The 14,244-nt window shown below is 73.8% G+C and carries 10 protein-coding genes; 3 read left to right on the top strand and 7 right to left on the bottom strand.

The window, feature by feature from the left end:
- Positions 1-55 precede the first annotated feature (55 nt).
- The 5 genes from ACPYO6_RS05420 to ACPYO6_RS05400 form a co-directional block, all read right to left on the bottom strand.
- Positions 56-1,654: a DUF2079 domain-containing protein gene (locus ACPYO6_RS05420; protein ID WP_425713876.1), complete on the bottom strand. Its 1,599-nt coding sequence runs from the start codon at positions 1,652-1,654 to the stop codon at positions 56-58.
- Entirely contained in the window at positions 1,651-4,716 is a 3,066-nt protein-coding gene (locus tag ACPYO6_RS05415) for a lysylphosphatidylglycerol synthase domain-containing protein (protein ID WP_425713875.1), read from the bottom strand. Before ACPYO6_RS05415 ends, ACPYO6_RS05420 begins: the two co-directional genes overlap by 4 nt.
- 46 nt (positions 4,717-4,762) lie before the next feature.
- Positions 4,763-6,190: an SPFH domain-containing protein gene (locus tag ACPYO6_RS05410; protein ID WP_425713874.1), complete on the bottom strand. Its 1,428-nt coding sequence runs from the start codon at positions 6,188-6,190 to the stop codon at positions 4,763-4,765.
- Complete coding sequence (locus ACPYO6_RS05405) at positions 6,183-8,231, bottom strand: SPFH domain-containing protein (protein ID WP_425713873.1); 2,049 nt, start codon at positions 8,229-8,231, stop codon at positions 6,183-6,185. The genes ACPYO6_RS05410 and ACPYO6_RS05405 overlap by 8 nt, the downstream gene beginning before the upstream one ends.
- Positions 8,232-8,461: 230 nt before the next feature.
- Complete coding sequence (locus ACPYO6_RS05400; protein WP_425713872.1) at positions 8,462-9,961, bottom strand: hypothetical protein; 1,500 nt, start codon at positions 9,959-9,961, stop codon at positions 8,462-8,464.
- Positions 9,962-10,121: 160 nt separating this feature from the next.
- On the opposite strand from ACPYO6_RS05400, the gene ACPYO6_RS05395 reads away from it, so the two are divergent.
- From ACPYO6_RS05395 to ACPYO6_RS05385, 3 genes are read left to right on the top strand one after another with little or no spacing between them, the layout of a single operon-like run.
- Complete coding sequence (locus ACPYO6_RS05395; RefSeq protein ID WP_425713871.1) at positions 10,122-10,577, top strand: ArsR/SmtB family transcription factor; 456 nt, start codon at positions 10,122-10,124, stop codon at positions 10,575-10,577.
- Positions 10,537-11,619, top strand: coding sequence for an SRPBCC family protein (locus ACPYO6_RS05390; protein ID WP_425713870.1), 1,083 nt, complete (start codon positions 10,537-10,539; stop codon positions 11,617-11,619). Before ACPYO6_RS05395 ends, ACPYO6_RS05390 begins: the two co-directional genes overlap by 41 nt.
- A gap of 31 nt (positions 11,620-11,650) precedes the next feature.
- Entirely contained in the window at positions 11,651-12,667 is a 1,017-nt protein-coding gene (locus tag ACPYO6_RS05385) for a Ppx/GppA family phosphatase (RefSeq protein ID WP_425713869.1), read from the top strand.
- 95 nt (positions 12,668-12,762) lie between these two features.
- On the opposite strand, the gene ACPYO6_RS05380 is transcribed toward ACPYO6_RS05385, so the two are convergent.
- Positions 12,763-13,395 (bottom strand): GNAT family N-acetyltransferase, encoded by a 633-nt coding sequence (locus ACPYO6_RS05380; RefSeq protein ID WP_425713868.1) that lies wholly within the window; start codon positions 13,393-13,395, stop codon positions 12,763-12,765.
- Positions 13,392-14,153 (bottom strand): DedA family protein, encoded by a 762-nt coding sequence (locus ACPYO6_RS05375; protein WP_425713867.1) that lies wholly within the window; start codon positions 14,151-14,153, stop codon positions 13,392-13,394. Before ACPYO6_RS05375 ends, ACPYO6_RS05380 begins: the two co-directional genes overlap by 4 nt.
- Positions 14,154-14,244 lie beyond the last annotated feature (91 nt).

Genomic DNA, 14,244 nt, shown 5'->3' with positions numbered 1-14,244 from the left:
CCCCACCATAGGACCGCGGCCCTCCGGTGCGCCGCGAGGTCCGTGCGCCGCCACGTCAGTCGCGCGGCCCGACCAGCGCCGCGACCGCGTACCCGAGCTCGTCCTGGACCACCTCGAAGTCCCAGCCCGGGAACTCGCGCTCGGCGACGACCTCGACGTCCTGATCGCCCGGCTCGCGCCGCCACGTGTCGAGCACGACGGCGTCCGGCACGGGGTTCCCCTCGTTGCCGATCCAGTGCACGTCGGTCGTGGGGACGAGGTGCGCGAGCAGGAAGATGTCGCCGACGACGAGCGGCTCGTCGCCGTGGCGGGGCGTGACCGCGCCGGCGGCCGCGACGGCCGCGTGCGCCGCGTCGATGCGCATGCTCGGCTCCGGCGGCCCGTCCCCGAACGTGGTGACGAGCGGGAGCGTCGGCCACACCGCGAGCGTGCTCGCCACCGAGGCCACCACCGCGACCGACCGGGCGAGGTCGGGCCACTGCGGCCGGCGGACGACGTCGATCAGTGCCGCCGCCACCACCGGCATGAGGATCGCCGAGTAGTGCCACTCCCAGCCCCAGTAGTACTCGACGTTGCCGACGAAGCGCCACGCGAGGGTGGGAAGCAGCAGCCAGGCCAGCGGCGAGCGGACGCCGACGATCCCCGCGGCGAGCACGAGCAGCACGAGCGTGACCACCTTGACCGGCGGCCACAGGATCGTCACGACCGTCGCGAACCAGTCGGAGTGCTCCTCGCCGATCCGCCCGACGTAGTCGTACTCGCCGCCGGGGTTGAGCAGGGGAAGGATGACGACGACGGCGAGCACCACCCATACGACGCCCCAGATCGTCAGCACGGCGCCGATCCGGCCGTCGCGGGTGTCGAGTGCCGTGGTCGTGCGGGTGACGAAGGAGCGGGCGCGCTCCCGCAGGCCGGGCGGCGACGAGGTGCGTGGTTCGGCCGGCGCGCCGGGCCGTGAGTCGGACAGGGCGGCTTGCCGAGCAGGGGGTTCGTCGTCGGGCGCGTGGTCCGACCGATGCCCGGGCGGCGCCGCCCGCCACACCAGCACGAGGCCGAGCGCGGCGACCGTCAGGCCGAGATCCTCCTTGACGAGCACGAGCGGCGCGGCCCACAGCGCCGTGGCGAGCGCGCGGCCGCGGAGGAACGCGGCGAGCGACATCGCGACCAGCGGGACGGCGAACGCGATCTCGTGGAACTGCGCGAGCACGGCGCCCTGCAGCCCCCACGAGAACGCGTACCCGACGCCGAGGACCGTGCCCACCGCGCGCCCCAGCATCTGCCGGGCGACCGACGTGATCGGCACCGCCGAGAGCGCGAGCAGCACCGCCTGCGTGACGAGCAGCGTCCACCCCGACGGGTGCAGCCGGTAGAGCGGCCCGAGGAGGACGAGCAGGGGGTGGAAGTGGTCGCCGAGCAGGTTGAACCCGTGCCCCTTGATGTCGACGACCGGCGGACCGCCCTCGCTGTACGCGCGCGCGAGCTGGGTGAAGATCCCGAGGTCCCACGACGGCGTCGCGACGTCCCGCCACGCAGGCCATGCGAGGGCGACGTACGCGAGCGCGGCCGCGGCCGCCACGAGCCACGGCACGAGGTGGTCGTCCCAGCGGCGCGGCGATGACCCGACGGGCCGGCCGCGCTGCGCCCGACCCGTCACACGAGGTTCTTCCGCCGCAGGTAGGTCAGGGCGCCCCAGCCGATCGGGACGCGGCCCCACATCGTCAGCAGCCGGTAGAGCAGCGCGACGGACAGCGCCGTGGCAGGCGGGATCCCCGCCACGGTGAGGCCGCCGGTGAGCGCCGCCTCGACCGGCCCGATGCCGCCCGGGGAGGGGATGAGCGCGCCGACCGAGTTGGAGACGAGGTAGGTGAGCGCGAGCGTCGTCAGCGGCAGCGACTCGCCGTACGCCGCGAGGCAGAATCCGAACGTCGCCACGTAGAACGCGGTGAGCAGGAGGTTGCCGGACACGCCGACGATCAGCCGCTGCGGGCTCGAGACGAGCCACATGATGCGCGGCCCGATCTGCTTGATCGTGGGCGCCGTCTTCGACCACACCCAGCGCCGCACCGGCGGCACCGCGAGCGCGACCGCCACGACCACGATCACCGCCCCGGCGCCCCACAGCACCGAGCCGCTCGGCAGGCTGAGCGTCCCCACCGAGCCGGTCGTCAGCCCGACGAGGACGAGCAGGAGGATCGTCGCCACGAACTGGAAGACCTGCACGAGCGCGACCGAGGCGACCGCGAGCGGCGTCGACACCTTGTGCTTGGCGAGGAACCGCATGTTGACCGCGGCCGGACCGATGCCCGCCGGCGCGACGAGCGCGACGATCGCCCCCGCCGCCTGCGCGAGGACGGTCTGCCCGAACGGCAGCCGGTTCGGCGAGAACGCCATGAGGGACATCGCCGCGCCGATGTAGGTGGCCAGGCCGAGCACGTAGGCGATCGCCATGAGGGTGGGGTCGGCCGACGTCAGGGTCGTCCAGACCTCCTGGAAGTTGAGCGAGGTGATGAGGACGTACACGACCACGAGGAGCAGCGTCGTCATGACGACCCGCGAGACCGAGAACCGCGCGAGCTGGATCGGGGGGACGTCCGCCGTCGGGACGAGGGCCACGAGCGTGTCCCGCAGGGAGCCGAGCAGCTGGGGGCTGCGCCGGAGCTCCTGCCGCGTGGAGACCGGGAGGGCGACCCGCTGGAGGACGGGCGCGACGGCGGCCATCTGCTCGCGGGTGAGCGCGCGGCCGGCGGACGCGAGCGCCCGCTCGGGACCGGCGACGACGCCGAGCAGCGCGAGGGTCTGCGCGAGGTCCATCCGGCGGGAGAGCTCGGTGGAGGCGACCTCGCCCGCCTCCCAGCCGACGAGCCACACCGCGCCCGAGCCGTCGACGAGCACGTTCTCGGTGGTGAGGTCGCGGTGCGTGAGGCCGGCGGCGTGGGCGCGGCGGAGCTGGCGCCACACGTCGTCGAGGACGTCGTCCTGGAGGTCCTCGGCGGGCACCTCGTCGATCGGGGTGATCTCGTCGACATGATCCTCGACGACGAGGACCGAGTTCCGCGCCGTCGTCACCGAGGAGATCGCCGGCGTGCGCACCCCGGCCGCCGTCGCGGCGAGCGACATGAGCGACGTGCGCCCCGCGGCGTCCTTGAGCGAGGTGACCGGGCGGCGGTCGATCCCGCGCAGCCGGATCGCCTCCCAGATCGAGGACAGCAGGCCGACGACCTGCCGGTCGCCGTCGAGCAGGCGGAGGTCGTGCCGCGCGCCGGCGGTGTCCCACACGGCGTACTGGCGGCCGGGCGCGGAGTCGCCGCGGCGCGCGGGGTGGGCCTCGGAGCCCACGCGCTCGAGCAGCGCGGGCACGTCGGTCACGGGGTCCGGGCGGATCGTGTCGGTCCCCGCGGCGTCGACGGCCGCCATGAGGGACTCGGCGCTCGGCGGCTCCTCGGCGTCGAGCATGCCGGCGGTGGTGGCTGCTGCGTCGTCGTCCGTGCGTCCGGTCCGTCCCGTCCGTCCGGTGTCGGCGCCGACGCGTCCCGGGGTGGCGGGCTCGATGTAGCCCAGCGGCGCCTCGGTGGTCACCGTGTAGGCCGCGACGGCGGAGCGGCTCGGCCGGTCCATGCGGATGACCGAGACGGCGTCGATGCCCGCCCGGCGCAGGCCGCGCACGAGCGAGGTGCCGTCCGCGCGCTCGTGCGTGACCCCGTCGACGTACCGCACGGTGTAGCCCGCGATCGCGCCGAGCAGGACGGCGATGATGGCGCCCGGCAGGGTCTGCGCTCCCTGGATGATCTCGAGGGCGAGCACCACCCACAGCAGGTTCCACGACCACCGCGCGACCCGGTTCGTGGTCGCCGGACCCACCGCCGTGAGCACGCCGGCGAGCCCCGCGATGAAGGGCGAGAGGACCACCGTGGCGCGGCCGACGCTCGTGATCGTCAGCGACGTGAACAGCTCCGAGCCCGTGAGCGCGTCGAGCAGCTCGAGCGAGCCGAGCGCGAGGCCGACGCCGAGCGCGCCGGCGACGAGGCCCTGGAGGGCGGACCGCCATCGTCGCCGCCAGGCGCGCTCGGCGAGCACTGCGATCGGGACGAAGAATGTCAGCAGGCCGCCGAGCGCCGTGACGGGCAGCTGGAAGAGCTGCCGGAAGAACCCGGTGACGGCGTCCTGCACGTCCTCGGTCACCGCCAGTGTGGTGCCGCGCGCGTAGACCGCGAGGACGAGGACGAGGGCGAGGCCCAGGACCGCGGTGAACAGGCGGAGCAGGTCGACCGGGCGCCGTACACGGCTCTCGAGCGCGTCGACGAGGAGGACCTCGCGGCGCGGTGCGCGGGCGGTCGGCGGCGGCACCGGCGTGCGGAGGTAGACGGGGCGGCCGCTGACCGGGTCGATCTGTGGGCCGTCGCCGTCCTCGTCCGGCGTGACCGCCGTGATCGCCGTGCGGTCACGGGTCTCGTCCGCGGCTCCGGGGAGGGGGACGGGCGCCGGTTCGCCCGAGGGGGCGCGGCTCTGGCTGGGCGCCGCGTCCTGCGTGTGGTGCGCGGCGTCGTCGGCCCCGTCCCGTGCGGCCCCGCCCGCCCGGGGCGCCGCGTCCTGCGTGTGGTGCGCGGCGTCGTCGGCGGGTGTGTCCGGGGTGTCGGGCGTGGTGGTCCCGGCGGGGGATGCCGGACGGCCCGTCGCCTCGGGCACGCTCGTGCCCGGCTCCTCGGCCGGTCCGGTCATGCGGGGAGTCTAGGACCGACCCGCCGCGCCCGCCGGGACCTCCTGATCAGCGGCGACCGCGATCCCGGCCACCCCCGGGGACGTCCCCGGGTCCGTCGAACGGCTCGTCGGCCTGCTGCTCGTCGCCGAGCCGCCGGGACAGGACGGCCTGGGCGGCCCGGGCCATGTCGTCGACGTCGCCCTGGTCGGGGCCGGGCCGGCGCGTGGACGGGTCGGGGCGCGGTCCGCGACGACCCGTCTCCATGCCCGGCAGGATCTGCGCGAGCAGGAGCGTGGAGAGCGCGGAGGTGTCGGTCGAGGCGCCGTCCGTGCGGACGAGGACCGGGCGCGGGGCCTGCGAGGTGAGCTCGGAGCCGACCTCGAGCCGGCGCCGGGCGAGCTCGTAGCCGAGCACCGCGCGGTTGTCCCGGTAGGACGTGGCGAGCTGCTCCTGCGCGCGGGCCTCACCCTGGGCGGCCACGAGGTTCGTCCGCCCCTTCGTCTCGATCTCCCACTTGATCTTCTGGGCCTCGGTCTCCTGCTCCTCGAGCATCTGGGCCACGTTCTTGCGGGCCTCGTTGAGGGAGGCGTTGACCTCGACGATCTTCGCGTCGCGCACCTTCTTCGACCGCTCGATGTCCATGAGGAGCGTGTCGATGCGGCGCTTGCGGGTGAGGTCCCACTCCTTCTCGTACGCCTGGAGCTCCTTGGCCACCCGCTCGCGGGTCGCGATGTGCTGCTGGTACTGCTCGGGCAGCTGCACGTCCGGGATGTTGCAGCCCATGATCTGCACGCCGTAGCGGGCGAGCTGGCGGTTGAGCAGGGCCTGCATGTCGGCGACGTCGGATCCGCGCAGGTCGTGCGCCCGCTCCGTGCGCACGAGCCGCGAGCGCTGGCGGATCGCGTCCTGGACCGCGTTGGACAGGACGAGGTCGAAGTTGCCGGCGCCGATCGTGCGGACGAACTGGATCGCGTCGTGGATGCGGAACTTGAGGAAGAACTCGATCGAGCGCAGCGGGACGGACTCGGCCGTGGGGCAGGCGAGGACGGGTGCCGTGTAGGGGATCTCCGTGCTGACGTCGACCACGTAGTCCACGCGCGTCCACGGGTGCCACAGGTAGTGGCGGCCCGGGCTCAGCGGGGCGGCCGTGATCGCGCCGAAGCGCGAGCGGACGCCGACGGTGCCCTCCTCGATCTCGATGATCGACGAGCGCCACCACCACACGACCGACAGCGCGATGACGAGCGCCCCGACGATCCACAGCCACATCGCGCGGCCGCCGTGGCCGTCGATCGCGGTGAGTACCCCGCCGACGACGAGCCACAGCCCGATGCCCGCGAGGAACAGCCAGCGCAGCCCGCGCTGGTCCTTGGGGATGACGACGGGGACGAGCGCCCCGCGGTCGCCGCCGCGCAGCAGCTGGGCGACGTCGCTCCACGACGCGAGCGACTCCTTGATCGACGACATCGACCGGGCGACGGGTGCCTCAGACATCGCGGTTCTCCTCGGTTGTGTCGGTGGCCGGGTGGTCGGTGGCGGCCTGGTCGGTGCCGGCCGTGTCGGGCGGGCTGCCCGGGCCGGTGGCGGCCGCGTCGTCGGTGGCGCTCGCGCCGCCCCCGCTGCGCACGCGCGCCGCGAGGGCGGCGGCGTCGGAGGCGAACGCGGAGGTCGTGCGGTCCGCGGTGTCGGAGCTGTCGGGGCCGGTGCTGCCGGTGGAGTACTCCTCGGCGGTCCGTTCCGTGCCTGCCGGGTACGGCGGGAGGTCGCCGCCGAAGTCGGGGGCCGGATCGCGCGGTGCGTCGGCGTCGGACCCGGCGGGTGTCACAGGAGCGGCGTGCGCACCACGACGGCGCCGCTCGTCGTCGTCGGGTCTCCCCTCCGCGCCCGGCTCGTCGATCTCCTGCGCGACCGAGCGGCGGATCTCCTCGAGGCGGTCGGCGCCGGGGAGCTCGTCCTCGTCGGACGGGGCGACGATCGCCACCTCGGTCTCCTCCGGCGGCTCGAGCAGCTCGGCGATGCGGTCCTGCCGCTCGGCCACGCGGGACTCGATCGCGGCGGCACGCTCGCGGATCTGGGCGAGCTCGTCCTCGGAGAACAGCTCGAGGTCGCTGCCGCCCACGAGCTCGGAGGCGATCTTGAGGAAGTCGACGCCGCCGCCGTGCTCGCCCACCTGGACGATCTGCGGCAGGGACTCGGCCACCTGCTCGAGGCGGTCGAGGAGGTCCTGCTGGTAACGGAAGGAGAGGATCTCCGGGGCGTTCGCGGCCGAGAGGGCGCGGATATCGAGCGCCTGGGCCTCGAGGAGGGCGGCGTTCGCGTGGGCCGTCGACTCGGACTCGACGAAGCGCTGGCGGGCCATGGCATCCGCGCGGTTCGTCTCGCGCTCGAGGGCGGTGTCCATCTGTGCCTGGTACTTGGCGATGTCCGCCTGGATCGAGCTCAGCGTCTCCCGCAGCGAGGCGAGGTCCTTGTTGAGGTCACCCTCGTTCTGCTCCTTCTTCAGCTGGAGCTCGTACTCGTAGGTGTAGGCCTCCTTCGCCACGCGGATCATCTCCGGCGCGCCGAGGTCCGCCCGGTACTCCGCGCTCGAGGGCTCGGCGTGCGTGATGTTCGCGTGCGTGAGCTCGACCGCGGGGCGGAACTGCTCGTTGAGCTGGTCAAGGAGGATCTGCGTGGACTCACCGACCAGGTCGTAGATGTCCGCCGCCTCCTGCTCGTAGATGAGCGAGCGCGTGGTCTCGGAGATCGCGTTGTTCAGCTTGTCCTGGAAGCCCTGGACGGCGCCGAGCACGAAGATGAACTCGCGCGGGTCGTTGATCCGGAACTGGAGGAAGAGGTCGACCGAGGCCTGAACCCCGGAGCGCGTGGGCGCCTGGTGGATCGGCGCGTTGAAGGGATACTCGCGCGTGGTGTTGACGATGTAGGAGACGCGGCGCCACGGGTTGAGCAGCGTGACGAGCCCGGGCCCGACCACGCGCTCGACCTTCCCGAACCGGGAGATGAGCGCCTGGCAGCCGTCCGGGACCATGACCATCCCCGCGCGCCACCACAGGAACAGCGCGAGCGCGAGCAGCAGCACCCAGTAGTGGATGCCGAACAGCGTGGTCGCGAGTCCGCCGGTCAGTCCGCCGTCGCCGGCGATGCGGGTGACGTCGACGACGTTCGTCGCCGCGAGGAGCCAGTACCCGACCGCGCCGACGATCGCGAGCACGACGACGGGGACGAGCGCCCGCACGCGACCGCCGCTCGGCATGACCATCGGCGTGATGACGTGGACCGGGCCCGACGGGCCGTTCTCGTACTCGGACCGGTTGAGCGTCTGCCCGGCGTCGTTGAGCGAGGACCGCTTCGACGTGATCCGCGTGCCGACGCCGCCCGTGGTCTTCGCCGTGCTGAACGCGTCGATGTCGACGCTGAACGAGTCGGAGCCGCCGCCACCGAGTGCGGTCGCTGCCTCCTCGACGCTCTGCAGGCCCTGCTGGGCCTTCTGCGCGAGGCCGCGGGCTCGCCCGACCCAGCCGCTGTCCTGTGACATGGGGTACCTCTCCTGGGGAACCTGGACCGGGGGTGGGCCCCGGCGGGTTCAGTGTCCCAGGAGAGTGCGGCGCGGGTCACGGTCCGAGCGGGGAGATCGGCCCGGGTGCATCGCCGTGCGTTCGGAGTGTCGACGTCGTCCGACGGCGCCGCTCGCCCCGGGCGCATCGCAGTGCGTCCGGAGCGTCGACCTCGCCCGACGGCGCCGCTCGCCCCGGGCGCGTACGCGCCTCAGTCGGTGGTGCCGGCGGAGAGGTGCTCCTGCCACCAGTCCGGGATGTTCTCCGGCGCGCGCGGGTGGCGCTCGAGCTCGAGGCGGTAGTCGGTCTCGGCGGGCTTCGTGCGCCAGGTCGGCTGGATGTCGTGGTCCGTGGCGAGCTTGACCGACCCGGCGGGCTCGACCGTGATGACCGCTGTGAGCCACGCGCCCTTGCCGCCGTTGTCCGCCGAGTCGACGCGGAGCTTGGCGACCGCCTGCGCGACCTCCTTGGTCAGGCCCGTCAGGGTGACCTCGGTGCCGTCGGCGGTCGTGGCGCCGGAGCGGATCTCGCCGCGCGTGCCGAGCATGACGGCGACGAGGCGGGCGCGCTTCCAGTCCGCGGGGACCACGTCGACCATGCCGCGCACGATCGTCTGCAGCTCGGCGCGGTGCTTGACGGCGGGGTGGGAGTCGTCGGCGCCCTCGGGCGTACCGAGCGAGACCTGCGTGTTCGCGCCGGCGACCGAGTGCGGGGCGGGCGTGGCCGAGGTTCCCGACCGGCGCTCGCGCTGGTACTCCTCGCCCTTGGCCAGCTGCTCCTCGGTGGCCCACTGCTTGGGGATGCGCTGCGCGTAGACGACGTCGCTCAGCTCGTCCCACTCGACGGTCTTCTCGTAGACCCCGGCGTCGAGCTTGTCCATCTTGTGCCGCTCGTTGACGTTGGCGTCGCGGGCGATGGAGAAGATCCGGGCGCGGCGGGTGCCCTGCGGGTCGACCTGGTCGTCGACCACGCGGACCGGCACGCCGTTCCAGCGGGCGGTGCAGTGCATGGAGAACAGCTCGTCGACCTCGGAGCGGACGACCTGCTTGGCCCACGTCCCGGCCTCGGTCATCGTGAAGCCCTGCTCCTCGGCGTCCTTGCTCGGCGAGACGAGGGTGATGAGGGAGGGCTTGTTGTCGTCGTCGAGCCGGACGTCCGCGGCCCAGGCGGTGCCGTCGACCCGCGCGACGTAGCCGACGAGCTTGGACGGCACGGCGGTGGCGAAGAGGTCGCCGGCCGCGTGGTTCTGCCAGCCGTACGCGGGGCCGTGGTAGGTCCCCAGGTGCTCCGGCTCGGCCTGGCCGGGCAGGAAACGCCAGAGGCGGGCGCCCACGGTGAGGCGGTCGTGCTCGATCCACGCGAGCGGGGCGCGGACGTCGCCGACCTGGCTGAACCCGGAGCCGTCGAAGGGCTCGCGCTCGAGGAAGTTGCCGCGGACCTTGGCGCGCTCGGCCTCGGTGCGGCCGCCGGTCGCCGGGACCATCTGCCAGGTCGGGGACAGCGGGACGTGGAGGACGTCGATGGGCTGGTCCGGCGAGAAGGGCGAGCCGGTGAAGCCCAGGGCGTGCAGGCGGAACAGGTCCTCGGTGTTTCCGAGGGTGGCGACCTCGGCCGCCGGGACGACGAAGCCGGAGACCCGGTCGAGGCCCTTCTCGAGGTAGACCTTCGCCATCGCGGGGGTGACGGCCTTCTGCAGGACGAGCTGGGACATGGGGGCCTTCCGGGTCGGGATCCTGGTGGCAACGGTACGTGAGTCGGCGGGGGCCGGTGGGTGGTGCTCGGGCGGCTCGGTGGTGGGCGGGCGAGCATTCGGCCGCGGATCGGCAGTTTCAGGCATTGCTGATATCAGTCAGCACTGATATAAATGGCGCGTGGACGCCTTCGCCCTTCTCGCCGACCCGGTCCGACGCCGGATCGTCGAGGTGCTCGCCGACGGCGAGAGTGCGGCCGGCGAGGTCGGGGCGCTCGTCCAGGGCGAGTTCGGGATCGGCCAGCCGGCCGTGTCCAACCAGCTGCGCGTGCTGCGGGAGGCGGGGGCCGTCCAGGTCGAGGCCCGCGGCTCCCGGCGCATCTACCGGCTCGCCGACGGGGCGTTCGACGAGGTCGACGCCTGGGCCGAGCGGTACGCACGCCTGTGGCCCCAGCGCCTCGACGCCCTCGAGACCGAGCTCGCCCGTGGGAGGCGCGACTCGCGGGACGCCGACCGGCAGAGCACCGGCCGCACGTCCGACACGCACCGCCGACCGACCATCCACCGGAACGCACGCACCGACAAGGAGACCGACCGTGGACCAGAGCATCGTCCGGGCGCTGACCGGACCGCGTGACCAGCCCGTCCTCACCTTCGCCCGTACCTACCGCGCCGGCGCAGCCGACCTGCGCGACGCCTGCACGGACATCGGCCGACTCGCGCGCTGGTTCGGCACGGTCACCGGCGACCCGGCCCGCGTGGGCGACGCCTTTGAGGCCGCCCTGTCCGAGGACCCGGACGACCGCGCGACCGGCCGCGTGCTCAGGTGCACGGACGACGAGGTCGCGGTGGAGTGGGCCTGGCAGGGCGAGGCCACGAGCGTGATCTCCGCGCGCTTCCGGGAGGTCGACGCCGACCGCTCCGAGCTCACCCTGCGCCACGAGCTCGCCGAGCCCGGCCACGCCGTGGGCTACGGCGGCGGCTGGGAGCAGGTCCTCCAGTCGCTCGCCCGCGCGCTCGGCGCCGTGGAGGAAGGTGCTGCCGGCGCGGTGGTCGCGAGCGACGAGGTTCAGGGCGCGAACCTCCCGGGCGGGGAGGTCGCGGGCGAGGGCGTTCCGAGCGACGACGAGATCGAGGCCGCCGCGGTGGAGGTCTGGCGCACGATCACGCGAGCGCCGCTCGAGCTGGGACGCGCCGTCGACGCCGACCCGTCGCGCGTGTGGACCGCCCTGGCCACGGCCGACGGCCTGCGCAGCTGGTGGTGGAACCACTGGGACGACGTCACCGTCGAGGCGGACGTGCGGGTGGGCGGCGCCTACCGGATCGAGGCCCCCGGCGCGGGGCTCGTGCTCGACGGGCGCTACCTCGACGTCGAACCCCCGGCCGCCGGCAGGCCCGGCCGCCTCGCGATGACTTGGCGGTGGGCCGACGCCGACGGCACGAGCGCCGACGAGGCCGTGGAGATCCGGGTCGAGCACGGCAGTGGGGAAGCGGCCGGCAGCGCCGAGGCTGCGGTGGTGGCCGGCGGGCCGGCCGACGGGAGCGATGCGCGGGGCGGCGGGCCGGGTGGGTCGTTCGTCGTCGTGCGGCACTCGGGACCGTGGGCCGACGACGCGCCCGCGTCGAGCTACCGGCAGGGCTGGGAGTTCACCCTCGGCGCGCTCGCCGCGGCTGTCTGATCGGCGCGGCGGTGGGGACTACCGTGTCGGGATGCGCCTGGGAGTCCTCGACGTCGGATCCAACACCGTGCACCTCGTGGTGCTCGACGCCGTGCGCGACGCGCGGCCCGACCCGGAGTCGTCGGACCGGTCGACGGTGCGGCTCATGCAGTACCTCACCGACGACGGCACGATCGACGACGACGGCGTCAAGGCGCTGAAGAAGGCCGTCAAGCGGGCCCGGAAGGCCGCCGAGAAGTTCGGGTGCGAGGAGCTCGTCGGCATGGCGACCTCCGCCATCCGCGAGGCGCGCAACGGTCCCGAGGTGCTGGCCAAGCTCGAGAAGGCGGCCGGCGTGCCGCTGCGGGTGCTCAGCGGCGACCAGGAGGCGGAACTGACGTTCCTCGCGGCGCGGCGGTGGCACGGCTGGGCGTCGGGGCGGCTGCTCGTGCTCGACATCGGCGGCGGCTCCCTCGAGGTCGCGCTCGGCATCGACGAGTCGCCCGAGTACCGGGTCTCGCTGCCGCTCGGCGCGGGCCGGCTCACCCGGCACTTCCTCAAGACGGACCCGCCGGAGAAGAACCAGATGACCACCCTCCAGCGGCGCGTGGACAAGCTGCTTGCGCCGGTCGCGGCGGACCTCGCCGAGCTGCCCGCCCCCGACCACGTGGTCGTCACCTCGAAGACGTTCCGCTCGCTCGCGCGGCTCGCCGGGCACTCGCAGGCGGTGATCGGGCCCGAGGAGCGGCGCCGGATGGCCCTGCGCGACCTCCAGGACTGGGTGCCGAGGCTCGCCCGCATCCCCGCCGAGCAGCGGATGGAGCTGCCCGGGATCACGCCCGAGCGCACGCACCAGATCGTGGCCGGGGCCGTCGTGGCGGAGTCGGCGATGCGGCACCTCGGCGTCGACCGGGTCGAGGTGTGCCCGTGGGCCCTGCGCGAGGGCGCGATCCTGCGCCGCATCGACCACATGTCCGGGCCGGAGAACGGGGACAACCTCGCTCCCGTCGGTGGCGGCGCCTCGGCCGGGGGGCCGCCCGGGGGCGCGCTGCGGTCCTCGTTCGTCTGAGCAGGGGTTCGGAGGCGCGGCGAGAGACCGGCGTCCGTGGCGCCCGGCCGGTGGTATCGAGTTCGGTGACGAGTGCTGCCCGCGGCGGCGAGGGATCAGTCGTCGTGGAGCGGTTCCTCGGCGCCGCGGCCCTGGCGGAGCAGTCCCCAGAACTCCGGGAGCGCGCCGGCGGGCTCGTGCGCCACGACCTCGAAGCCGAAGCGCTCGTACATCGCCACGTTGCGCGCCGTGTTCGTCTCGAGCCAGACCGGCGCACCCGTGCGGTCCGCGCGAGCAAGACCGTGGCGCAGCAGCGCGCCGGCGTAGCCCTTGCCCTGGTCCTCCGGCGCCACCGCGAGGAACGCGAGGTACCAGGCGGCCGATCCCGGGTCGTGCCGCCGGTGCGCGGTCTCGGCCTGGCGCTCGGCGGACGCGAGCCGGCGCACGTCGCCCGGACGGAGCCGGAGAAGCGCGCCGAGGGCGCCGCCACGCAGCTGGTCGACCATCCGCGGCGTCCGCCCCGGCGCGTACCAGAGCGCGATCGAGCCGCCGCCGGCGGTGTCCGCCACGCCGTGCGCGAGCCCGGTCCGCACGCTGGCCGCGGCCCACGCGGGCAGGCGACGGTTCCGCCGCTCCCGGTCCGGGACGGCCCAGGTGAAGAGGGGATCGTCGTCGAAGGCGGTGGCGATGACCGCGCCGAGCCGTTCGACGTCGGACCTCGTGACGGGGACGACCTCGGGCGTGGTCACGGCGCGGGGTCAGGGGTGTCGGTGGCTCCCTGTCCGTCGACCGTGCCCTCGCCCGCGGCCCCGCGCGCCCGGCGCTTGCGGACGTGGCTGACGACGAACCACACGAGCAGGATGACGACGACCGCGATGACCGCGTACTGCAGCCAGCCGGTGTACTGCTCGACCACGTCCCAGTTCTCGCCGAGGTAGTAGCCGGCGAGGATGAGCACCGTGTTCCACACGAGCGAGCCGATGGTGGTGAGCAGGCCGAACATGAGGAGCGGCATCCGGGTGATCCCGGCGGGGATCGAGATGAGCGAGCGGAAGATCGGCAGGCAGCGGCCGAACAGCACCGTCCAGTGGCCGTGCTTGTCGAACCAGTCCTCGGTCTTCGTCACGTCCTCGACGTCGACGAGCGGCAGCCAGTTCATGATCGCCCGTGTGCGCTCGCGGCCCAGCAGCGCGCCCACGCCGTACAGCGCGTAGGCGCCGAACACCGAGCCGACGGTGCACCAGATGATGACCTCGATCAGCCCGAACGAGTTGCCCTGCGACGCGGTGAACCCGGCGAGCGGGAGGATGATCTCCGACGGGATCGGCGGGAACAGATTCTCGATGGCCACGAGCAGCGCCGCCCCGAAGGCGCCGAGGCTCTCCATCATCGACACGGCCCACCCGGCGATACCGGTCAGACCGTCGGTCCCGCCGGCGGAGGCGGCGATCGGCGCGGCGGGCGAGAGCGCCGCGGTGGTCGCGTGGGCGAGGGCTGGGGTCGTCACCGCTCCAACCTATGGCGCGCGGGGTGTGCGCGTGCGGCGGCGTGCCCGTGAGATGGCCGACGGAGGTCAGTCGTTGTCCGCATCCCCTCCT

This window comes from Georgenia sp. Z1344 (genome assembly GCF_049856295.1).
Lineage (GTDB): Bacteria > Actinomycetota > Actinomycetes > Actinomycetales > Actinomycetaceae > JB111.
The sequence above is the reverse complement of the archived record's forward strand: the minus strand, read 5'-3'. Positions and strand labels throughout refer to the sequence as shown.